19 protein-coding genes are annotated in these 23,649 nt (G+C 45.8%); 15 read left to right on the top strand and 4 right to left on the bottom strand.

The window, feature by feature from the left end:
- The first annotated feature begins 43 nt into the window (after positions 1-43).
- The 13 genes from nuoG to H3V14_RS08925 all read left to right on the top strand — a co-directional run bounded on the left by nuoG (position 44) and on the right by H3V14_RS08925 (position 15,748).
- Positions 44-2,113, top strand: a complete 2,070-nt coding sequence (gene nuoG, locus H3V14_RS08865; protein ID WP_198228055.1) for an NADH-quinone oxidoreductase subunit NuoG — start codon at positions 44-46, stop codon at positions 2,111-2,113.
- 24 nt (positions 2,114-2,137) lie between these two features.
- A complete protein-coding gene (nuoH, locus tag H3V14_RS08870; protein ID WP_198228057.1) occupies positions 2,138-3,184 on the top strand; it encodes an NADH-quinone oxidoreductase subunit NuoH in 1,047 nt (348 codons plus the stop codon).
- 11 nt (positions 3,185-3,195) lie between these two features.
- A complete protein-coding gene (nuoI, locus tag H3V14_RS08875) occupies positions 3,196-3,687 on the top strand; it encodes an NADH-quinone oxidoreductase subunit NuoI (RefSeq protein WP_075870698.1) in 492 nt (163 codons plus the stop codon).
- 99 nt (positions 3,688-3,786) lie between these two features.
- Positions 3,787-4,407: an NADH-quinone oxidoreductase subunit J gene (locus H3V14_RS08880; protein ID WP_075870697.1), complete on the top strand. Its 621-nt coding sequence runs from the start codon at positions 3,787-3,789 to the stop codon at positions 4,405-4,407.
- A gap of 13 nt (positions 4,408-4,420) precedes the next feature.
- Positions 4,421-4,729, top strand: a complete 309-nt coding sequence (gene nuoK / locus H3V14_RS08885) for an NADH-quinone oxidoreductase subunit NuoK (RefSeq protein ID WP_075870696.1) — start codon at positions 4,421-4,423, stop codon at positions 4,727-4,729.
- A 6-nt stretch (positions 4,730-4,735) separates the two neighbouring features.
- On the top strand, positions 4,736-6,700 hold the full coding sequence (gene nuoL / locus H3V14_RS08890) for an NADH-quinone oxidoreductase subunit L (protein ID WP_198228059.1): 1,965 nt from the start codon (positions 4,736-4,738) through the stop codon (positions 6,698-6,700).
- Positions 6,700-8,169 (top strand): NADH-quinone oxidoreductase subunit M, encoded by a 1,470-nt coding sequence (locus H3V14_RS08895; RefSeq protein ID WP_075870694.1) that lies wholly within the window; start codon positions 6,700-6,702, stop codon positions 8,167-8,169. The genes nuoL and H3V14_RS08895 overlap by 1 nt, the downstream gene beginning before the upstream one ends.
- A gap of 14 nt (positions 8,170-8,183) precedes the next feature.
- Positions 8,184-9,641, top strand: coding sequence for an NADH-quinone oxidoreductase subunit NuoN (nuoN, locus tag H3V14_RS08900; RefSeq protein ID WP_075870693.1), 1,458 nt, complete (start codon positions 8,184-8,186; stop codon positions 9,639-9,641).
- Positions 9,642-9,646: 5 nt separating this feature from the next.
- Positions 9,647-10,444 carry a biotin--[acetyl-CoA-carboxylase] ligase gene (locus tag H3V14_RS08905; RefSeq protein ID WP_198228061.1) on the top strand — a complete coding sequence of 266 codons (798 nt, stop codon included), beginning with the start codon at positions 9,647-9,649 and terminating at the stop codon, positions 10,442-10,444.
- Between the two features lie 56 nt (positions 10,445-10,500).
- Positions 10,501-12,177, top strand: a complete 1,677-nt coding sequence (locus tag H3V14_RS08910; RefSeq protein ID WP_198228063.1) for a ribonuclease J — start codon at positions 10,501-10,503, stop codon at positions 12,175-12,177.
- A gap of 285 nt (positions 12,178-12,462) precedes the next feature.
- Positions 12,463-13,788 (top strand): proline--tRNA ligase, encoded by a 1,326-nt coding sequence (gene proS, locus H3V14_RS08915; RefSeq protein WP_075870690.1) that lies wholly within the window; start codon positions 12,463-12,465, stop codon positions 13,786-13,788.
- The gene (locus tag H3V14_RS08920; RefSeq protein ID WP_075870689.1) at positions 13,788-15,068 is read left to right on the top strand and encodes a lipoprotein-releasing ABC transporter permease subunit; all 1,281 of its coding nucleotides are present in this window, start codon (positions 13,788-13,790) and stop codon (positions 15,066-15,068) included. The genes proS and H3V14_RS08920 overlap by 1 nt, the downstream gene beginning before the upstream one ends.
- The gene (locus tag H3V14_RS08925) at positions 15,068-15,748 is read left to right on the top strand and encodes an ABC transporter ATP-binding protein (RefSeq protein WP_198228065.1); all 681 of its coding nucleotides are present in this window, start codon (positions 15,068-15,070) and stop codon (positions 15,746-15,748) included. The genes H3V14_RS08920 and H3V14_RS08925 overlap by 1 nt, the downstream gene beginning before the upstream one ends.
- 56 nt (positions 15,749-15,804) lie before the next feature.
- Here the strand turns inward: H3V14_RS08925 and H3V14_RS08930 are convergent, their stop codons facing one another.
- Positions 15,805-16,119, bottom strand: a complete 315-nt coding sequence (locus H3V14_RS08930) for an AzlD domain-containing protein (RefSeq protein ID WP_198222950.1) — start codon at positions 16,117-16,119, stop codon at positions 15,805-15,807.
- Entirely contained in the window at positions 16,119-16,841 is a 723-nt protein-coding gene (locus H3V14_RS08935; protein ID WP_198228067.1) for an AzlC family ABC transporter permease, read from the bottom strand. Before H3V14_RS08935 ends, H3V14_RS08930 begins: the two co-directional genes overlap by 1 nt.
- Before the next feature lie 153 nt (positions 16,842-16,994).
- Here H3V14_RS08935 and H3V14_RS08940 point away from each other — a divergent pair, with 153 nt between their 5' ends.
- Together H3V14_RS08940 and mfd are read left to right on the top strand one after the other, a co-directional pair.
- Entirely contained in the window at positions 16,995-17,288 is a 294-nt protein-coding gene (locus tag H3V14_RS08940; RefSeq protein WP_075870685.1) for a succinate dehydrogenase assembly factor 2, read from the top strand.
- Positions 17,289-17,291: 3 nt separating this feature from the next.
- The gene (mfd, locus tag H3V14_RS08945; protein ID WP_198228069.1) at positions 17,292-20,795 is read left to right on the top strand and encodes a transcription-repair coupling factor; all 3,504 of its coding nucleotides are present in this window, start codon (positions 17,292-17,294) and stop codon (positions 20,793-20,795) included.
- 125 nt (positions 20,796-20,920) lie between these two features.
- On the opposite strand, the gene H3V14_RS08950 is transcribed toward mfd, so the two are convergent.
- Positions 20,921-21,568: a DsbA family oxidoreductase gene (locus H3V14_RS08950; protein ID WP_198228365.1), complete on the bottom strand. Its 648-nt coding sequence runs from the start codon at positions 21,566-21,568 to the stop codon at positions 20,921-20,923.
- Positions 21,569-21,607: 39 nt separating this feature from the next.
- Positions 21,608-23,425 (bottom strand): extracellular solute-binding protein, encoded by a 1,818-nt coding sequence (locus H3V14_RS08955; protein ID WP_371809462.1) that lies wholly within the window; start codon positions 23,423-23,425, stop codon positions 21,608-21,610.
- Between the last annotated feature and the right edge of the window lie 224 nt (positions 23,426-23,649).

The following is a 23,649-nucleotide window of genomic DNA, read 5'->3' on the forward strand; positions in this document are numbered from 1 at the left end:
GAAGTTTTAAGGTTAAGCGGTTTTTCCGCGGACTGGAATAACAATGGCGAAGATCAAAATTAACGGAAAAGAGATCGAAGTACCGGATCACTATACGCTTCTTCAGGCTGCAGAGGCAGCGGGCGCAGAGGTTCCACGGTTCTGCTTTCACGAACGTCTTTCGGTCGCTGGCAATTGCCGCATGTGCCTTGTTGAAGTGAAGGGGGGACCGCCCAAGCCAACAGCATCCTGCGCGATGGGTGTCCGCGATTTGCGTCCGGGTCCTAATGGCGAACCACCGGAAATGTTTACCAATACACCGATGGTAAAAAAAGCTCGTGAAGGAGTTATGGAATTTCTCCTTATCAATCACCCGCTTGATTGTCCTATTTGTGATCAGGGTGGCGAATGTGACCTGCAAGATCAGGCCATGGCTTATGGTCATGATTTTTCGCGTTATAAAGAGGATAAGCGGGCCGTCGAAAACAAGTACATTGGTCCTTTGGTTAAAACGGTGATGAATCGTTGTATTCACTGTACAAGATGTGTTCGTTTTACGACAGAAGTTGCCGGTATATCCGAACTCGGATTAATAGGACGTGGTGAAGACGCGGAGATTACAACCTATCTTCAACAGGCAATGACGTCCGAATTGCAGGGCAATGTCATTGATCTTTGTCCTGTCGGCGCATTGACATCTCGCCCTTACGCATTTCATGCCCGTCCGTGGGAACTCACAAAGACGGAAACGATTGATGTAATGGACGCATTGGGCAGCGCCATTCGTGTAGATACGCGTGGTCGTGAAGTCATGCGTATTATGCCCCGTGTCAACGATGATATTAACGAGGAGTGGATTTCGGATAAAACCCGCTTTATTTGGGATGGTTTGCGTACTCAGCGGCTTGACCGGCCTTATGTTCGTAAAGGCGGAAAATTGGTTGAGGCAAGTTGGGCCGAGGCATTTTCGGCAATAAAATCGGCTATCGATTTTGCGTCTCATGATAAGATCGGTGCTGTTGCAGGAGATTTTGCTACCGTCGAAGAGATGTATGCACTGAAACTGCTGTTGAAATCGCTAGGTTCGTCAGCCGTTGATTGTCGGCAGGACGGAAGTGTTTCCTCAAGCGTGACGGGGCGTTCTTCATATATTTTCAATCCGACAATTGCCGGCATTGAAGATGCTGATGCATTGTTGATCATTGGCTCCAATCCGCGATTTGAGGCGGCCGTAATGAATGCGAGAATCCGCAAGCGTGAACGGCAAGGCAATTTCCCGATTGGTCTTATCGGAGACAAGTTGGATTTGCGTTATCCTTACACCTATCTTGGTGCAGGCTCTGATACGCTATCGCAATTGCTTGATGGTAAGAACGAGTTTTTCGAAGTTTTGAAAAAAGCTGAAAAACCGTTAATTCTAGTCGGACAAGCTGCATTGGTGGGTCAAAACGGCGAAGCAATATTGAACGCGATCTCAAAGCTTTGTGACGAAGTCGGAGCATTGTCGGATACATGGAACGGTTTGGGTATTTTGCAAACCGCAGCGTCACGTGTTGGTGGGCTGGATATCGGCTTTTCATCCAATCTCGGCGCTGAAGATATCGTCAAGTCATCCGAGGTGTTATTCCTTCTTGGAGCAGACGAGATAAATCTTGATCAAAAGAAAGGATTTGTCATCTATATCGGTAGCCATGGTGACAATGGTGCGCAAAACGCCGATGTCATTTTGCCAGCTTCGGCCTATACGGAAAAATCAGGTATTTATGTCAATACCGAGGGCCGTGTGCAGATGACTGCGCGTGCTGCATTTGCACCAGGCGAAGCCAAGGATGATTGGGCGATTATCAGAGCCTTATCAGAAGTTCTGGAACATAAGTTGCCGTTTGATTCACTTGCTGACTTACGCAAAAACCTGTTCGAAAATTATCCGCATATGGCCAATATAAACGCCATCAAAGCGGGTGATTACAAAGAGGTAGAAAAGCTCGGTTCGCATCCTGTCAAACTTGGCAAGCAAGCTTTTTCGTCTTTGATAAAAGATTTTTATTTGACTAACCCTATTGCCCGCGCGTCGGCGGTAATGGCTGAGTGTTCAGCCCTAGCAAAAGCTCGACTGACAGAAGCGGCAGAATGAAAGTAGAGAGGAAAAATAAAGACAATGGGTGATTTCTTTATGACCTGGCTGCTTCCCCTGCTGATTATTGTCGGCAAAGCGCTGCTACTTTTGGTGGTTTTATTGATTATCATTGCCTATCTGCTTTATGCAGATAGAAAAATCTGGGCAGCAGTCCAGTTGCGTCGGGGTCCAAATGTTGTCGGGCCTTGGGGGCTGTTCCAGTCATTTGCAGACTTGATCAAGTTCGTCGTCAAGGAGCCAATTATCCCGGCAGGCGCAAATAAGGGTGTATTTTTGCTTGCACCTTTTATTTCTTCAACATTGGCATTGTCTGCTTGGGCAGTGGTGCCGGTCAGTGAAGGTTGGGCAGTTGCAAGTTTAAACATCGGGCTATTGTATATTTTGGCTATATCATCCCTTGAAGTTTATGGCGTTATCATGGGAGGGTGGGCTTCCAACTCGAAATATCCTTTTCTTGGCGCTTTGCGTTCGACTGCCCAGATGGTTTCATATGAGGTTTCGATAGGCTTCGTTCTGGTTACCGTCATTCTGGTGAGTGGTTCACTTGATCTGACAACTATTGTCAATGGTCAGAAAGCCGGCCTTGGTACAAATATCGGATTGCCGGTCAATACATTCCTTGATTGGAATTGGTTGGCGCTGTTTCCGATGTTCATCATCTTCTTCATCTCTGCCTTGGCTGAGACCAATCGTCCACCGTTCGATCTGGTTGAAGCAGAATCCGAACTTGTTGCCGGCCATATGATTGAATATTCCTCGACGCCTTATATGCTGTTCTTCCTTGGCGAATATGTAGCAATCGTCCTTATGTGCGCATTGACTACAATTCTTTTCCTTGGTGGTTGGCTGCCTCCGCTTGATGTTTGGTGGCTCAATTGGGTTCCGGGAATTATCTGGTTTGTATTGAAGGTTTGCTTCGTTTTCTTCTGGTTCGCCATGGTTAAAGCATTCGTTCCCCGTTATCGCTACGACCAGTTGATGAGATTGGGATGGAAAGTATTTCTTCCGATTTCATTGGCAATGGTGGTTATTACGGCGGCCTATTTGAAATTCGTAAGTTTTAGTTGAGGGTGAGGAATATGTCTGGTCTTTTTCAAGCAGCCAAGTCACTTCTTCTGATAGAATTCTGGAGTGCATTCTGGCTTTCCATGCGCCAGTTCGTCGCTCCGAAGCCGACGATCAACTATCCTTACGAAAAGGGCGTTGTATCTCCACGGTTTCGTGGCGAACATGCTTTGCGCCGTTATCCTAACGGTGAAGAGCGTTGCATTGCTTGCAAGCTTTGCGAGGCTATCTGTCCGGCACAGGCTATTACTATCGAGGCTGGTCCTCGTCGTAATGATGGTACACGCCGGACAGTGCGTTACGATATTGATATGGTAAAATGTATTTACTGCGGGTTTTGTCAGGAAGCTTGTCCGGTGGAAGCTATTGTTGAAGGACCGAACTTCGAATTTGCGACTGAAACCCGGGAGGAGCTTTATTATGACAAAGAAAAATTACTTTCGAATGGTGATCGTTGGGAACGCGAAATAGCAAGAAATATTGCTATGGACGCACCCTATCGGTGAGTTTGGAAAAATCTTGCAGTTGCGTTCATTGACGCGACAAAATTTAAATCGACGTAAATATTTTGCGTCAACGTGTTTGGTTTAACTTAGGGGAAACCAATGTTAACAGGTATAGCAGCGGCATTCTTTTATTTGTTCGCTTTCATTATGCTGGCAAGCGCAGTTCTGGTCGTTGCCGCGCGTAATCCGGTGCATTCGGTCTTGTTCTTAATTCTGGCATTTTTTAATGCGGCAGCGTTGTTTATCCTGACCGGTGCGGAATTTCTTGGTCTAATTCTGCTGGTTGTTTATGTGGGTGCGGTTGCTGTTTTATTCTTGTTCGTCGTAATGATGCTTGATGTGGATTTCGCCGAGCTTAAAAGAGGTGCGCTGAAATATGCACCGATTGGCGCTTTGATCGGAATTATTATCGCTGTCGAATTGATAGTCGTTTTTGCAAGTTCGCATTTTTCACCGAACTTGGCCGAGCACGTAACCGAGCCGATGCCGAGTTTAGCGGAACGTACAAATACGCAGGCGTTGGGTGATATCCTCTATACCGATTACGTTTTCTACTTCCAGCTTGCCGGGCTCGTTTTGCTCGTGGCAATGATCGGAGCGATCGTTTTGACATTACATCATCGCTCGGGCGTAAAAAGGCAGTCGATTGCAAAACAAGTTGCACGGATGCCCGAAGATACACTCGAAATTAAAAAAGTTGAATCTGGTAAAGGTATTTAACGGGAAGAATAATATGCACATTGAAATTGCTCACTATCTGACCGTTTCTGCATTGTTGTTCACAATTGGTGTCTTTGGCATTTTTCTGAACAGAAAAAACGTCATTATTATTTTGATGTCGATTGAGCTCATATTGCTTTCAGTCAATTTGAATTTTGTGGCCTTCTCTTCGGTTTTACACGACCTCGTAGGGCAAGTATTTGCGCTTTTTGTGTTAACCGTCGCCGCAGCGGAAGCCGCGATCGGCTTGGCTATTCTGGTTGTATTCTATCGTAATCGCGGTTCGATTGCGGTTGAAGATGTTAACGTGATGAAAGGCTGACGCGTTATGTTTTACGCTATTGTCTTCCTACCAATTCTGGGCTTTTTTATTGCCGGATTAGGTGGAAAAACGTTGGGTGCTCGCGCCGCCGAACTCGTTACTTGCACCTTTATGGTTATCGTCGCTATTTTGTCATGGATAGCGTTTTTCGATATAGCCTTGGGGACAGGTAAAACTGTTGATATACCGATCTTTCATTGGATTTTGGTCGGAGGATTGCAGTTTGACTGGGCACTTCATATTGATGCTCTCACAGCTGTTATGTTGATTGTCGTCAATTCAGTATCGGCATTGGTTCATATATATTCGATCGGATATATGCATTCCGATCCCTCTCGCCCAAGATTTTTTGCCTATCTGTCGTTTTTCACCTTCATGATGTTGATGCTTGTAACCTCGAACAACCTCGTGCAGTTGTTCTTCGGGTGGGAAGGTGTTGGCCTTGCGTCATATCTGCTCATTGGCTTCTGGTACCAACGGCCTTCTGCATGTGCTGCGGCAATCAAGGCATTTGTGGTCAACAGGGTAGGTGATTTCGGGTTTCTTATCGGTGTCTTCAGTATTTTTGTCCTGTTCAAATCAGTTAATTTCAACACGATTTTTGCAAGAGCGGCCGATCCGAGTTTCGTCGAACATATGACTTTCCTGAGTTGGCCGGTTAACGGCGATACAGCGATAACAGTTGCTTGTATTTTCCTGTTTATCGGTGCAATGGCTAAATCAGCCCAGTTTTTCCTGCATACGTGGTTGCCGGACGCTATGGAAGGCCCGACGCCCGTTTCTGCACTTATTCACGCGGCAACGATGGTTACAGCCGGTATCTTTATGGTATCCCGTATGTCGCCGATTTTCGAACTTGCACCCACCACACAGACACTTATCGTTATAATCGGAGCTACAACAGCATTTTTCGCTGCTACTGTCGGGTTGGTACAAAACGATATCAAGAAGGTCATTGCCTATTCTACATGCTCCCAACTTGGATATATGTTCGTTGCTCTGGGTGTCGGTGCATATAGTGCCGGTGTATTCCACCTCTTCACACACGCATTTTTCAAGGCGCTGCTGTTCCTCGGAGCAGGTTCCGTTATTCATGCGGTCTCAGACGAACAGGACATGCGCAAGATGGGTGGGCTAAGGAAATATATTCCGACAACTTACTGGATGATGGTTATCGGGACATTGGCACTTACGGGTGTGGGTATTCCCGGCACAGTCTTCGGTACGGCCGGTTTCTTCTCGAAAGATGGTATTATCGAAGCTGCATTTGCATCGCATAACGTGGCGAGTGGATATGCCTTCTGGCTTCTGGTTATTGCAGCACTCTTCACCAGTTTCTATTCTTGGCGTTTGATTTTTATGACTTTTCATGGAAAACCGCGGGCAACGGCCGACATCATGCATCACGTGCATGAATCGGGACCTGTGATGATTGTTCCGCTCATTATTTTGGCAATCGGTGCAATTTTCGCGGGTGTAATATTCCAACCGTATTTCTCTGGTGAACTCTATGATGCTTTCTGGAAAGGAGCATTGTTTACAGGATCTGATAACCATATCCTGCATGCAGTTCACTCTGTTCCGGCATGGGTAAAATGGTCTCCATTTATTGTGATGGTTGTCGGTTTCGTATTGGCTTATCTCTTCTACATTGTTTCAACCGCAATACCGAAAGCGTTGGCTAATGCGTTTCCTTTCCTCTACCGTTTTCTACTCAATAAATGGTACTTTGATGAACTCTATAACGTAGTGTTTGTCCGTTCCGCTTTTGCAATCGGTCGTTTCTTCTGGAAGGTCGGTGACGGAAAAATTATTGACGGCCTTGGCCCGAATGGCGTCGCGGCCCGTGTTGTAGACATAACCAATAAGGTGGTTCGTATGCAGACTGGGTATCTGTATCATTACGCATTTGCGATGCTGATCGGTATCGCTGCGCTCATCACCTGGATGATGATCGGGAGCTTAAATTGATGACCGACTGGCCTATTCTTTCTACGGTCACATTTTTGCCGCTTGTTGGCGTTGTTCTGATCCTTTTGATCAAGGACGATGGTGAAACAGCAAAACGCAATATTCGTAATGTGGCGCTTTTTACGACTCTGTTCGTATTTGTATTGTCCCTGATTATCTGGGCAGGTTTCGACAACAGCAATTCTGGCTTCCAGATGGAAGAGAAGATCAGCTGGCTTGGTGGCGGCATCAACTATCATATGGGCGTTGACGGAATTTCGGTTTTATTCGTTGTTCTGTCGGGATTCTTGATGCCGTTCTGTGTTTTGGCAAGCTGGGAAACAGTCAAGGATCGCCTTAAAGCCTATATGATTGCTTTTCTGCTCCTTGAAGTTGCCGTTGTAGGTGTCTTCTGTGCACTTGACGCAGTGTTGTTCTATGTTTTCTTTGAAGGCAGCTTGATACCGATGTTCATTATCATCGGTGTTTGGGGTGGCCCAAGACGCGTTTACGCAAGCTTGAAATTTTTTCTATACACCTTTCTCGGATCGGTGTTGATGCTGGTTGCGATTATGGTGATGTATTGGCAAGCCGGTACACTCGATATTCCAACGCTTTTGCACTATAAATTTCCTGCGCATATGCAATTCTGGCTGTGGTTCGCATTCTTCGCTTCATTTGCTGTGAAGCTACCTATGTGGCCGGTTCATACATGGTTGCCGGATGCACACGTTGAAGCACCGACTGCCGGATCGGTTATTTTGGCAGGCATTCTTTTAAAACTTGGCGGCTATGGTTTTATACGTTTTTCGTTGCCAATGTTTCCGGTTGCTTCTGCAGATTTGGCACCATTTGTTTTCACGCTTTCGCTTATTGCAATTATCTACACCTCGCTCGTTGCTCTTGTTCAGGAAGATATGAAAAAGCTGATTGCTTATTCTTCGGTTGCGCATATGGGCTATGTAACGATGGGTATTTTCGCTGCAAACGAGCAAGGTATTGAGGGTGCCATTTATCAAATGCTTTCTCATGGCATCGTATCTGCCGCACTGTTTCTTTGCGTTGGCGTCATTTATGACCGCATGCATACAAGAGAGATCGCTGCGTTTGGTGGCCTTGCCAACAATATGCCAAAATACGCTGTCGCTTTCATGGTCTTCACAATGGCGAATATAGCACTGCCCGGAACATCCGGTTTTCTCGGTGAATTTCTGACTTTGATCGGCGTATTCCAGGTCAATAGTTGGGTTGCGGTCATTGCAACGACCGGTGTCATTTTGTCGGCGTCTTATGCTCTCTATCTCTATCGTCGTGTTATCTTCGGAAAACTCGACAAAGAAAGCTTGAAGACGCTTCTTGATTTATCGCCGCGGGAGAAATTCATTCTCTATCCGATGATTATTCTTACCGTATTTTTTGGTTTCTATCCGACGCCCATTCTCAACACGACTGCGGCGGCTGTAGAAGCGCTTGTTAACCAGCTGCACTAAAGAGGCGAATGTCCATGCATACTGATTTAATGGCTCAATTGCCGCTGATATTTCCCGAACTCCTCGTTGCTTTGGGGGCTTTGGTGCTGCTTTTGGTCGGCGTATACTCTGGCACACGTTCCTATGTGACGATCACCGGCTTATCTGTCGCACTTTTGGTTGCGACGATATTCGTGATTATTTTGTCGCCAAAAGATAGTGCATTTGCTACCAACGCTCTGATTATTGATGATTTTGCGCGTTACATGAAGGTACTTATGTTGGCGGGTGCAATATTCACGTTGATAATGTCGGTCGGGTTTGCCCGCTCTGACAAGCTCGCAAAATTCGAGTATCCGATTCTCATGCTTTTTGCCGTTCTCGGTATGATGTTCATGATTTCTGCCGGAAACATGCTCACACTCTATATGGGGTTGGAACTCCATTCGCTTGCTCTTTATGTGCTTGCCGCATTCAATCGCGATAATGTCAAATCATCCGAGGCAGGTTTAAAATATTTTGTGCTTGGTGCTTTGTCGTCAGGTATGCTGCTATACGGTATCACGTTGATTTACGGCTTTACCGGTCAGATCGGTTTCCACGAGCTTGCAACTGTTCTTAATGGTCAAGTACCCCAGCTTGGTGTTATATTCGGCATAGTTTTTGTTCTTGCGGGGCTCGCCTTCAAGATTTCGGTTGTTCCTTTCCATATGTGGACACCGGATGTGTATGAAGGGGCGCCAACTCCCATCACTGCGTTTTTTGCAAGTGCTCCGAAAGTTGCAGCGATGGCACTTATTATCCGTGTTATAGTCGAAGCATTTATGCCGCTTTCCGGTGTACATGGAGCATTGTCCGCATGGCAACAAATACTGGTGTTCATGTCGATTGCCTCCATGATTTTAGGTGCTTTTGCTGCAATAGGGCAGGCTAATATCAAGCGTCTGATGGCTTATTCGTCAATCAGCCATATGGGCTACGCACTTGTCGGTCTTTCAGCTGGAACAGCGTTCGGCGTTGAAGGCGTTATCCTCTATATGACGGTTTATGTTGCAATGATCTTGGGATCTTTTGCATTTATACTCGGCATGCGCACGCGTGATGGAAATGTAGAGAGCATATATGATCTTGCAGGGCTTGCAAAAAATAACCCGTTTATGGCTTCGGTTATGACAGTTATGTTGTTCTCGTTGGCAAGTGTTCCACCTATGGCCGGATTTTTCGCTAAGTGGTATACATTTTCCGCTGCTGTTTATGCCGGATTGATACCGCTCGTTGTTATCGGTATGATCGCTTCGGTAATCAGTGCATTCTACTATCTGCGTGTGATAAAAATCATGTGGTTTGATGATGCACAACAAGCGAGCTTCCTGCCATTAACGAGCGAGCTTAAATTTGTTCTCACAATAACCGGCATATTTGTATTGTTTTATATCTTCTTTGGCATCTATCTTTCACCTCTGGCCGAGCAGGCAGCTGCATCGCTTTTTTAAGAAAGATGCGGTTTTCTCTTTCTCGAATTGCTAAAGAACATCAGTATAAGGTGGCGTCCTATGAGAGTGTGGACTCCACCAATCGTGTTGCTTTAGCTAAAGCACAAGATGATGAAGATAGGCTTTGGATTGTTTCCGATGAACAGACGGCGGGTAGAGCCCGGAGAGGCCGCCAATGGAGTAGTCCTAAAGGCGACTTATATGCAAGCTTGCTTCTTACGCGCAATATAGCTCCGGAAAACGCTGCTGAGCTCGGATTTGTAGCGGGTGTTTCTTTAGCCGAAGCAGTTAAAAATGTTCTCGCACATAATAGAGTGGCAAGTGATATCGTAACGCTGAAATGGCCTAATGATATGTTGTTAAAAGATGCAAAAGCATCGGGAATATTGCTTGAACTCCAGCACCTACCCCAATCGCGATACGCTGTGGTTGTTGGTATCGGGGTCAATATAATCCATGTTTACAAGGACGCTCCCTATGCAACTGAAGCGGTAGGAAATATGGGCGTAAAAACCAATAGTGCCGAGGTTTTTGAATTGCTCAGCACATTTTGGGCAGAAAATTATGACTTATACCTCTCACCCAATGGACGCGAAATAATTCGGAAAAAGTGGCTTGGCTATGCAGCCCACTTGGGCGAAGAACTTACAATCACAGGCAATAGCCGCATCATTAAAGGAATTTTTTCCGGACTCGATGAAAAATTTAATTGCATCGTTACAGATTGCCACGGCGTTGAAACAAAAGTCTCCGCGGGCGATGTCCATTTCGGCAACGTTGCATCTTTGAATGCAGAACGTTAATAAGACTATAAGTCGGATAAATAAATATCGGAAAGCCGGATATCAGGGAGTCCCTCATGGCATCGCGTAAAAAAAATGAATTGGTTTTTTTACCTCTTGGGGGTGTAGGCGAGATTGGTATGAATCTCGGCGTCTATGGCTACGGTCCTGAAGACAACCGGCAATGGTTGATAGTTGATCTTGGCGTAAGTTTCGGCGGCCCTGAACTTCCGGGTGTTGACCTTGTGATGCCGGACGTCACGTTTCTTGAAAACGAACGACCCAATATATTGGGATTAGTCGTGACTCACGGGCATGAAGATCATTTTGGCGCGATATTGGATTTATGGCCGAAATTAAAAATTCCGGTCTACTGCACGGCATTTACAGCCGGATTGTTAGATACGAAACGAGAACTCGATTACAGTTCCTATGATGTGCCGATTACAATTTTCAAAGCCGGCGACCAATTTGAACTGGGGCCGTTCTCGCTCGAAGCGATAGCTGTCGCGCATTCTATTCCTGAAGCGGTTTCGTTGGCAATCAAAACACCTCTTGGCACAGTTATTCACACTGGCGACTGGAAGATCGATATTGAACCCTCACTGGGGTTACCGACTGACGAGAAACGTTTTAGAGAACTGGGGGATGATGGCGTACTTGCTCTTGTTTGTGACTCAACAAACGCGATGCGCGAAGGTGTTTCGCCAACAGAGCATGATGTTTCAAACAGTTTGGCCGAGATAATCTCCAACGAAAAAGGGCGCGTTGCAGTTACGACATTTTCGTCCAATGTCGGGAGAATTCTTTCGATAGCGCGCGCAGCCAAAGAGGCAGGACGTCAGGTATTGCTGGTTGGCCGTTCAATAAAACGCAGCGTCAGCGTCGCTCAAGAACTCGGCTATCTTGACGGCATTGATGCGTTTCTCAGTGAAGAAGACTATCCCTATATCCCGCGTGATAAAATTGTTATGGTTCTGACGGGAAGTCAGGGAGAACAAAGAGCAGCCCTATCGAAATTATCGCGTGATGAAATGCGCTCGCTGGCGTTGACTGCCGGTGATACTGTGATCTATTCATCCCGAAGTATTCCCGGAAATGAAAGAGCTATTATTGATACCCAAAATCGCTTGACCGATATGGGCGTAAAAATAATTACCGATCACGACGCCCTCGTTCACGTTTCAGGGCATCCGCGGCGTAGTGACCTTAAGAAAATGTACGAATGGGTGAAACCGGATATTTTGGTTCCCGTTCACGGAGAAGCACTTCATCTTGCCGCACAGACTGCATTGGGCCGTCAGGTTGGTATCAAGCGTGTAGCTGAAATACGCAACGGAGACATGTTGAAATTGGCGCCCGAGCCAGTGGAGGTTATTGATGAAGTTCCGGTTGGTCTAATCTATAAGGATGGAAATCTTATTGGCAATGAAGATGAACTTGGCATTAGTGAGCGTCGTAAATTAAGTTATGTAGGCCAGGTTTCAGCATCATTTCTCCTGGATAAGCACTACAATTTGGCAGATGTACCTGAAGTTGTTAGCTTCGGTTTACCTGAAACAGATGACGAGGGTAATCTCATTGACGAGATTATCACGGATACAATCGAAACCACGATCGATAGTATTCCGAGAGCCAAGCGTAAAGACGATGACTTGCTGCGCGAAGCTGTACGGCGTGCAATCAGGGCGGAAGTAAACGAAATATGGGGCAAAAAGCCGGTTTGCGCAGTCTTCATGAATCGCTTGAAGTGAATGCTCTAATCAAGGAGATCCAAGGGCAAATTTTTCGTCAAATAATAATCGTGTAAGAAATTGCTCTGGCAGTAATATTTTCTACTGCAATCAGAAATATTCCTTAAAGAGGTTGTCGTCGCAATCACAATAATCAAGTTGGCGGATACCTGAAAACACATTTTTAGCAAAAAGCTCTTGATCTGGAATTGTTTCTATTTTCAAGCGTGTTGTTAGCCGCTATGGTTAACAAATACCGATAATCTGCTCCGATTCGAGGAGCAATAGATGGAATTTTTATAGTCGATGCGTCTATCTCGTTATTTTTTGCCTATACTGAAAGAAAATCCAAAAGAAGCTGAAATTGCTTCCCACCGTCTCATGTTGCGTGCCGGTATGATCCGCCAACAGGCTGCAGGCATCTATGCCTGGCTACCGCTTGGGAAAAAAGTACTGGATAAAGTCTGCAACATTATTCGCGAAGAACAAAATCGCGCCGGTGCGCTTGAAATCTGGATGCCAACCATACAGTCGGCTGATTTGTGGCGCGAGAGCGGTCGTTACGACGCTTACGGATTGGAGATGCTGCGCATCAAGGACAGGCAGGAACGTGAACTTCTTTATGGCCCGACCAACGAGGAAGTCATTACAGATATCTTCAGGGCACACATAAAGTCCTATAAAAATCTTCCGCTTAATCTTTATCATATCCAATGGAAATTCCGCGATGAAATCCGTCCTCGTTTCGGGGTCATGCGGTCTCGCGAATTCCTGATGAAAGATGGCTATTCTTTCGATATTGATTATGAGGGCGCAAAAGCCGCTTATAATCGTGTGTTTGTTTCCTATTTACGCACCTTCGCCCGCACAGGGCTTAGAGCAATTCCGATGCGTGCGGATACAGGGCCGATTGGTGGTAATTTGAGCCACGAGTTTATCATTCTGGCCGACACTGGCGAAAGTGCGGTTTATTGCGACAAGCATTTTCTTGATATGGACGTTCCCCCGGCTGATGTTGATTTTTCTGACGATGCCACTATGGCTGATATTGTCAAAAAGTGGACAACACCCTATGCCGCAACCGACGAAATGCATAATGAAGAGCTTTGGGCCAAAGTCCCTCAGTCCGACCGGATAGCTGCAAGAGGAATTGAAGTCGGTCATATCTTCCATTTTGGTACCAAATATTCGCTTCCAATGCACGCCACAGTTATGGGGCCGGACGGTCAAGAACATCCTGTATCAATGGGATCTTATGGAATTGGTCCATCACGATTGGTAGCTGCAGCTATTGAAGCTTCGCATGATGAAAACGGCATCATCTGGCCACGTGCAATGTCACCTTTCGATTTCGGTATCATAAATATGAAACCGGGCGACGCGAATTGCGATAATCTGAGTGAGAAAGTCTATTCATCATTGACCAATGCAGGTTTTGATCCTTTGCTTGACGATACGCAGGAAAGAGCGGGCTCCAAATTTGCAACAATGGATCTTATCGGACTACCGACACAAATTATCATTGGTCCGAAAAATGCTACTCAAAACGAAGTCGAAATAAAAGACCGCAAAACCGGACATAAAGAGGTTCTTCCGTATGATGCGGCTTTGAAACGCTTAACGGAGGCTTGATGACTACGAGAGCCAAGGGTGGTAACCGGTTAGGATTTTCGTCCTATGAATGGATGATTGCGTTCCGCTATATGCTTCCTAACAAGAAACAGATCTTTACATCAGTGATATCGATTATATCGCTGATCGGTATCATGCTTGGTGTTTTTGCGTTGATCGTGGTGATGGCCGTTATGAACGGTTTCAGAACCGAATTGCTTGATCGCATTTTGGGTATGAATGGCCACCTTGTCATTCAGGCAATCGATAGTGATTTTACCGATTACAACACTCTCATTCCGCGTATTGAAGGTGTTGATGGTGTCAAATTTGCGCTTCCTGTTATTGAGGGGCAGGCATTGGCGCAAGGCGATGCAACTGGAGGAACCGGTGCATTGGTTCGCGGGGTACGCAAGCAAGATCTAGATAAACTCACAACAGTTACAAAAAATATAAAATTTGGCAGTCTGGAAGACTTTGATAAGCAGGATGGAGTTGCAATCGGTAGTGGTATGGCTGAAAAGCTGGGACTTTCGGTGGGAAGTGATATCCGGATTATCACACCGGATGGCGATGTAACACCTTTCGGCGTTAATCCGCGTGTTAAAGCCTATAAAGTCTCGGCGATTTTTAATGTCGGTATGTCGGAATATGATACCATTTTTGTCTTTATGCCATTGAAAGAAGCACAAGCTTTCTTCAACTTGGGAAATAAAGTGCAATCTTTGGAAATCTTTTTAAATAATCCCGACGCAGTCTCTTCAATAACACCGGAAATTGAAAAAACTGTCGGAAGGCAAGTTTATTCTATTGATTGGCGGTCTAGAAATCAGGCGTTTTTTTCGGCATTGCAAGTCGAACGCAATGTTATGTTCTTTATCCTATCGTTGATTGTTCTTGTTGCGGCGTTGAATATCATTTCGGGTCTCATCATGTTGGTCAAGGACAAGGGGCACGATATTGCTATTTTGAGGACTATGGGAGCAAAACAGAGCGCCGTCATGCGCATATTTATCATGACGGGCATGGTCATTGGAGTGATAGGAACAATCTTCGGACTTCTCTTAGGTGTGCTGACATGCGAGAATATCGGCCATATTCAGGATTTTGTGTCTTGGCTGTTTAATGTCGATGTCTTCAACCCGCAGCTTTATTTCCTGACAAAACTACCGGCGCGTCTGGAATGGGGACAAACGTTGATGGTTGTATTCATGGCGCTTTTCCTATCCTTTCTAGCAACGTTAATACCGGCTTGGCGTGCTGCAAAGCTCGATCCGGTGCAAGCTTTGAGGTACGAATAATGGCCTCGCTGTTGCAACTTGTGAACATTGACCGACGTTATCTCGATAGTGATAGGCCTCTGGTTATTCTTGATAAAGCCAACTTTTCACTTGAACAGGGGCAGACTGTTGCCCTTGTAGCTCCATCCGGTGCCGGTAAATCCACTTTGCTACATATTGCCGGACTTCTTGAACGGCCTAATGGTGGCGACGTTGTTTTACGCGGGCATTCCTGTTCCAATTTATCTGATAACGACCGTACCTCAATACGTCGCAACGATATCGGTTTTGTTTATCAGTTCCATCATTTGTTGCCGGAATTTACGGCTCTGGAAAATGTGATGATACCACAGATGATCGCCGGACTTAATCGTTCTGAGGCTGCCGATCGAGGATTGAAGTTGCTGACTTACCTGAGGGTCGGCCATCGCGCCAAACATCGCCCATCAGAACTTTCCGGTGGCGAGCAGCAACGTGTGGCCATTGCCCGTGCGGTTGCCAACGCACCGTCAATTCTCTTGGCAGATGAACCAACGGGCAATCTGGATCCTGTCACGTCGGCATATGTTTTTCAGGCACTTGCTGCTTTGGTTCGTCAATCGGGGTTGGCAGCCCTTATTGCGACGCACAATCTGTCACTTGCAAAACAAATGGATCGGCGTATCACGCTGAAGGGCGGAAAAATTATCGAGCTTCCTTAAATTAGGGAGAAAAGCAATACCGGATAACTGGAATAATCCGGAAATTGATGCATTTCCTATACATTCTGGAATAGCAGATAGGCTAATATACTGACGACAACTGTCACAAAAAGGCTTCGCGTCACCATACCTGCAATAAGCGAAACAATTGTGCTTAAAAGCGCAACCGAAATGCCGAAGCTGGTTGTTTCCGGTTTTTCAAGAATTTCGGCAACGATGATTGCCGATAGCACAGCAGCTGGAACGAAATTCAGCCAATAACGAAAAAGTCGTGGAAATGGCCTGTGAGCCAACGCCATGATCGGCACGATTTTGATCAATGCGGTAACTGCTGTTGCGACTGCAATTCCCAATCCGATATGTTCCATCATTATATCTTGTTACTCCTCGACTTGAGAAGCATAAACATACCAATGGTTGCAGCAATGAGAGTGGCTATGATTGACGATGGATTTGCCGCAATGATACCATGTGAAAAAGTAACAATTGCCATTGCGACGATAATCACAACGATATCAATTTTTTTGGTCTGACTAGCATACCACCCAAGCAATAGAAGACCGACAAACATACCGACGAGGCTGAAACTTAAGCTGTCTTTTAACCAATCGGGTAGCGATGCCGCAAATATGGTTCCGACAAATGTTGCAGCAATCCAGCTCAACCATGCTGTGATATTAAGTCCGAATAACCATGAAAATGGAAGAATATTACCGTGAGTTCGGGCATATTGTGACGCAACGCCAAAGGTTTCGTCTGTCATCAGAAAACCACCGACAAGCTTTTCAAGTCGATTGGCATGAGAGAAATATTGCGCCATATAGGTGTTGATTAAAAGATAACGCATATTGATGAATAAAACACCTAATGCGATTTGCACCAGTCCGGCTCCTGTGGAAGCCATTGAATAAAACAGAAATTGCGCAGACCCTGCGTAGACAAATGTGCTCAAACAGAAAATCTGTAAAATCGTAAAGCCGGAAACCGCGCCAATTGCACCGCAAGCAAAACCAATCGCCCAATATCCGAGCAATGTCGGAATGCAGGCAACGACACCTTGTTTGAAAAGACGCCAGTGGCTTTTATCCATCATTCAAAGACTCAATTCATATTCAACGTCTTTTGAAATGACGTCTTCATATACATGTTTACATATTTGGACTATTGTCAAACAACGAATTATTGAAAGCTGATCTCTAGCGTAATATAGAGCAAGCTTCGATATCATGTTGAACCGGAGGATGGGATGACAGGGTCGAAAGTCGATAACAGTAAGCTGAACGCAAGGCAACGCCGGCTTGTGTTTCGTGCGTGGCATCGTGGAATCCGCGAAATGGATCTGGTTTTCGGACAATATGTTGATGCCCATATTATGAAGTTGGACGAAAAAGCCATGGATGAGCTTGAATATATTATGTCCTTTGAAGACAGGGATTTATTGACTTGGGTGACAGGTGAAGTGCCTGTACCTTATGATGTGGATTCGCCACTTTTTCGCGATATTCTGGATTACCGCACGCGCATGGATTTTAACGCTTAAGTTATGTCGATATTCAAAAAAAACTTCGCTACTGAAAATTTACCACAATATCTGAGTTTTGATGGTGTCGTTTCCGGTTACGAACCATTTGCGATATATAAAATTGCGGCTGAAATTGGCGGTAAGAGGCCAATTCTATATATTGCACGTGACGGGCAGAAACTTGATGATCTGACACATGCTTTGAGTTTTATAGAGCCGCAAATGCCGGTTATTCAGCTGCCGTCATGGGATTGCCTCCCCTATGATCGTGTTTCGCCGAATACAGCAATTTTGGCAAAACGGATGTCGGCCCTGGCTAATATTTCAGCTCTATTCAGAAATCCGCATCCGGCAATTATCCTAACAACAGCCAATGCGATTATGCAGAAGCTGCCTCCGCATTCAATGGTTGAAGGCCAGTCGATTACGGCGCGTCCTGGACAAAGCCTTGATATGGATAAACTCGTTCATCACCTTGAGCATAACGGTTTCGAACGCGTGTCAACAGTACGGGAAATTGGCGATTTTGCTGTAAGAGGCGGAATCGTCGATTTATTTGCACCGGGAAGTGACGCGCCTGTACGGCTAGATTTTTTTGGTGATACGCTTGAAACAGTGCGCGCATTTGATCCGGCAAGCCAAAGAACAACAAAAACGCTTAAAGAATTCTCGCTAGAGCCGATGAGCGAGATAACTTTGACGCCCGAATTAATCTGCAAATTCCGCACGAATTATATCAGATCGTTCGGTGCCGCCAGTCCGAATGATGCACTTTATGAAGCAATTTCGGAGGGCCGGAGATTTTCCGGAATGGAACATTGGCTGCCACTTTTTTACGATCATCTTGATACGATTTTCGATTATATTGGCGATATTCCGGTCGTGTTTGATCATCTTGCCGAAGAGGCAATGATAGAACAGAATAAACTCATCGAAGATTATTATCAAGCCCGCTTGGAACAACACGATCCTAAAGATTCTTCCACACCCTATAATCCGGTAAAACCCGAAGAGCTCTATCTAACCCCCGAAGATATTGCTTCATTATCCGAAAAAGTTAAGCATCGGATTGACCTTACGCCGTTTAACAAACCGGAGTCGTCAGGGCATCTGGTACTTCATAGCAATGTCACAATAGGGCGGGATTTCGTTGAAGAACGTACGTCGGAAAACAAGAATTTATTTGAAAGCGTTGTCGATCATGTTGCGGAACTCCGTTCAAAAGGCCACAAGGTGCTCCTTACCGGTTGGAGCGAAGGATCCTTGGAACGCCTGATACAGGTGCTTGATGAACACGGTCTTAAAAAAATAGAAAAGGTTACATCTCTTCACTCCGTAAAAGTTACGCCGCGCGATCATATCACAGCAGCAGTCGTAACAATCGAGCACGGATTTGTTGCCGAAGATCTGGTTGTTGTTGCCGAACAGGATATATTGGGTGACCGGCTTGTGCGGTCTGCACGGCGGCGCAAGCGCAATGCCGATTTCATTTCGGATATGACCACATTGAACAGCGGTGATATCGTTGTTCACGTCGATCACGGTATTGGTCGTTTTGTCGGTTTAAAGACAATCACAGCAGCCGGAGTGCCCAGAGATTGTTTGGAAATTCATTATGCCGATGAAGACCGGCTTTTTCTTCCCGTCGAAAATATCGAACTTTTGTCACGCTACGGCGGTGAAGGTACGAATGTTGTTCTTGATAAACTAGGCGGCGTTGCGTGGCAGGCGCGAAAAGCGAAACTTAAAAAACGTTTGCTTGAAATCGCCGGCCATCTTATTCACATTGCGGCCGAGCGCGAGATGCGTAATGCCCCCGTTCTTGTACCTCCGACCGGTAGCTACGATGAATTTGTTGCCCGTTTCCCTTATGATGAAACGGATGACCAATTGCGCGCTATTGACGCGGTTCTTGGCGATCTTGCGGCGGGAAAACCGATGGATCGGCTGATCTGCGGTGATGTTGGTTTTGGTAAGACAGAAGTTGCAATTCGAGCTGCATTTGTCGCTGCGTTAAATGGCTATCAGGTCGCCGTTGTGGTGCCGACAACGCTTTTGGCACGTCAGCACTTTAAAACATTTCAAGCCCGCTTTCAGGGGTTGCCGGTAAAAATCGGACAAGCATCGCGGCTTGTCGGAGCAAAAGAACTTGCAGCCGTTAAAAATGGTGTGCGTGAAGGTACAATCGATATCGTTATTGGTACGCACGCACTGCTTGGGTCGACAATGCAGTTTTCACGACTTGGCTTGTTGGTTGTCGACGAGGAACAGAACTTTGGCGTTAAACAGAAAGAACGTCTGAAAGAGCTGAAAACCGATATTCATGTGCTTACCCTCTCGGCAACCCCGATTCCACGGACCTTGCAATTGGCTTTGACGGGTGTCAGGGAATTATCCCTTATTACAACGCCACCGGTTGATCGTATGGCGGTAAGAACCTTTGTTTCGCCGTTTGATCCACTGATTGTGCGAGAAACATTGATGCGTGAACATTATCGCGGTGGCCAAAGTTTCTATGTTTGCCCGCGAATATCGGATTTGAAAGACGTTCAGAAGTTTCTCGGCAATCATGTTCCCGAACTAAAGGTCACAGCTGCTCACGGTCAGATGCCGCCGGGCCAGCTTGATGATATCATGAATGCCTTTTATGACGGGCAATATGACGTGTTGCTTTCAACCAGTATCGTTGAATCCGGTCTTGATATTCCTTCGGCCAATACATTGATCGTCCATCGTGCCGATATGTTCGGTCTTGCCGCTCTTTATCAATTGCGCGGGCGGGTAGGGCGTTCGAAGCAAAGAGCCTATGCTTTGTTTACGCTTCCCAACCAGAAAGTTTTGACACCGGGAGCGGATCGCCGTCTTAAAGTATTGCAATCCCTCGATAGCCTTGGGGCCGGATTCCAGCTTGCAAGTCATGACATGGATATAAGGGGTGCCGGCAACCTCCTTGGCGAAGAGCAATCAGGGCATATCAAAGAAGTCGGTTTCGAACTTTATCAACAGATGTTGGAAGAAGCGGTTGCCGAATTGAAAGACGGTACGGCTGTGAATGAAAGCCAATGGTCGCCGCAGATTTCGGTTGGAACAGCAGTTATGATTCCGGATAATTATGTTCCCGACCTTCCATTGCGCCTTTCGCTCTATCGCCGGCTCGCAGAAATTGAAGATTTGAGTGACATTGATGCGTTTGGTGCTGAACTGATCGACAGATTTGGTCCCTTGCCTGTTCCTGTACAGCACTTGCTCAAAGTCGTTTATATCAAGGCTCTATGTCGGCAAGCTAATGTTGAAAAGTTGGATGCCGGTCCGAAAGGTGTCGTTATCCAGTTCAGGGATAACAACTTTGCCAATGGCGTCGGACTCATCAAATGGATTGGCGAGCAAGGAAGCATGGCCAAAATACGTCCCGACCAAAGCGTGGTCTTTATTCGTGATTGGCCGAATGCCGATCAGCGTTTGAATGGCGCTGCAACCGTTATGACACAACTCGTAAAACTTTCAAAAGAAGGCGCAAAGAAATAGGCTTTACGTCTTCATTCGTAAGCTGTTTCTACCGCGATTTTACGGTGCTGTTGATTCCGCATTAAAACGTTTTTTGAATTTTACTTTAATTAAAACGAATTGCGGGATTACAACTGAAACCTGTTTTAACGATCTTCGCTTGCTCCTGGTTCATAGCCGTCGGCAATTTGTTCGATTGTGTCGATTAAAACCTCGGTTGGTTGCGCACCCATAACCACATATTTTTTGTCGATAATGAATGATGGAACACCACGCACACCGATATAATAGGAATGGGCGCTATCCTGTTTGATGGTGTCTTTATCAATGTTCGTCGCAAGTAATTTTTCGACAACGTCGGAGCGCATTCCCACGCTTTTTGCGCCGTCAATTAATACAGTATGATCACCAATATTCTGGCCTTGTTCAAAAAAACGGGAAAAAAGTTCGGCAATGAGCTTTTCCTGTATACCTTTTTTGTCCTGAGAAGCCCAATAAACCACGCGGTGGGCATCAAGAGAATTAGGCTCGGTTTTGATAGCGGCAAAATCGAATTCGATATCTTCCTGTTTGCCGAGGTCGATTAATGTCCGTTCGGTTTCGTCAATTGTGTTCTGGTTGCCTAGAACTTTCTTCATATGAATTGGATAGGGAATGCCTTCCGACTTCATATTTGGGTAAAGCTGGAACGGCGTCCATGAAAGTTTTATCGTGATTTCCGGTAGTGCTGCTATTGCTTTGAAAAGCCTCTTGCGTCCAATGAAACACCAAGGGCAAACAAGATCCGAAATCATATTGATATAAATTGTTGGAGAACTCACGATATTTTTCCTCTAGCGATGCCACCAGGCCGGCAAGCGATATCCATAAAGCGGAGTGTAGGCCGGATATTCTATACGTGACCAATGTGCAACCCATTGGTCAGGCAAATGATAAAGCGGAAGATAGTAACTCCCCGAGATGAGTACGCGATCAAGAGCTCTGACGGCTGCCGTAAAATCTTCATTCGAGCGGGCATCAAGCAATGCTGAAATCATGGCATCAATTGCCGGATCGGATGTCCCCGCAAAATTGAAACTACCTTCAAGGTCGCGGGAAGAAGAGCCCCAACGATTAAGCTGCTCATTACCGGGCGAGAGCGACGCTTTAAGTTTCCCGACAATCATGTCGTAGTCAAAAGACGTTAACCGGTTTTGATATTGTGTGTCATCAACCGTTCGCACGTCCACCCCGACGCCGATTCTCACCAGTGAACGTTGATAGGCGAGTGCGATTTTTTCTTCTTCCAACGACTGGGTCATAATTTCAAAGTGAAGCGGTTGACCGTCAGGTCCAATTGCTTGCCGATTTTGCAGTTTATAACCGGCTTCCCGCAATAATTGCCAGGCTTTTTCCGCAGATGCCCGATCAATGCCCGAACCGTCAGTTTTTACATTATGCCATGTTCCGTCCATGACCTCGGGTAAAACGGCACCAGGGTAGGGGCTTAGCAGCTGTTTTTCTTTGTCTGACGCGGGCCGTCCAACGGCAGAAAGCGTCGAACCACACCAAAAACCTTCTGTTCGGCTATAAACATCGTTGAAAAGGTTATGATTGACCCATTCAAAGTCGAACACAAGTGAAAGTGCTTGCCTTACTTTACGATCTTTAAAAATAGGCTTTCTGGTATTGAACACGAAGCCAATCATATCGGCCGGTGTTCCTTTCTTGAAACTTTCTTTGATAACGTCGCCATGACGCACAGCCGGAAAATTGTAGGATAAACGCCAACGGTTGGGATTGGCCGGTTCTTCAAGAAAAACATCCAAAATTCCCTTTTTAAAGGCCTCGAAACGGGTGTTGTCATTACGGAAATATTCGATCTGCACTGTATCAAAGTTGTTCAAACCGCGATTTACCGCCAAATCTCTCCCCCAATAATTGGGGTCACGTTCGTAAATGATGCGCTCGCCCGCATCAATATGCGAGATAATATAGGGGCCGCTTCCCGGAATTGGGGTAAGACCATTTTTTTCAAAATTTTCTACGTCAATTGCATGTTTGGGAAGAACAGGCATGCTGCTTGCCAGAATAAATGGAAATTCACGATCTTTCGAATGTGGAAATTCCATTTTTACTGTCTGCTCGTCGAGCTTTTCAATATGTTCGATGCGCTTCATATAGCGGTCGAAAGGTGGCCGCCCCATATTTTTTAAAAGATCGACTGTAAATAAAACATCATCGGCCGTAATTGCCGTACCGTCAGAAAATCTGGCCTTGGGATTGAGATGGAATATTATTTCGGTACGATCGTCATTCAAAATAACGTTATCAGCTATTAAACCGTAGAGCGTAAATGGTTCATCCCGCGTGCGAACCATCAAGCTTTCATAAACGAGCCCGCCAAACTGTTCGTCGGCGAACAAACCGCGCGCGGTTGTCCGGAAACTGCGAATAACGAAGGGATTAAGTCCGTCAAATGTACCAACCACACCGTAAGTGATCTTGCCACCTTTAGGAGCATCGGGATTGGCATAGGGGAAGTGGTCAAAGCCGGCACCTAGAGCCGGTGATCCGTGCATCGCGATTCCGGTTTCGTTTGCCTGACAAAATTGTCCAAAACTCGAACAAAGAATCAAGAACAACAAAACGAGCTTATAGACAATGTTCATTTGAAACCCTTGGAAGCTAAATATTTCCGATTCGCCCGGTTTTCACCTGCCAGCGAGTAGTTGGGGGAGATTTATAATCAATTATAAGAAAAAATGCCATTTTTAACCGCTATTCATTAAATGGAGTGTGATTGGAAAAACACAAAGATCGGTGCAATTTATATTTTGTTCGCTTCTAACGCTGGATTTTTTGATTAATCTTGTGTAAATGCGGCTGTAAAGGA

This window comes from Bartonella sp. W8151, assembly GCF_016100385.1.
Lineage (GTDB): Bacteria > Pseudomonadota > Alphaproteobacteria > Rhizobiales > Rhizobiaceae > Bartonella > Bartonella apis.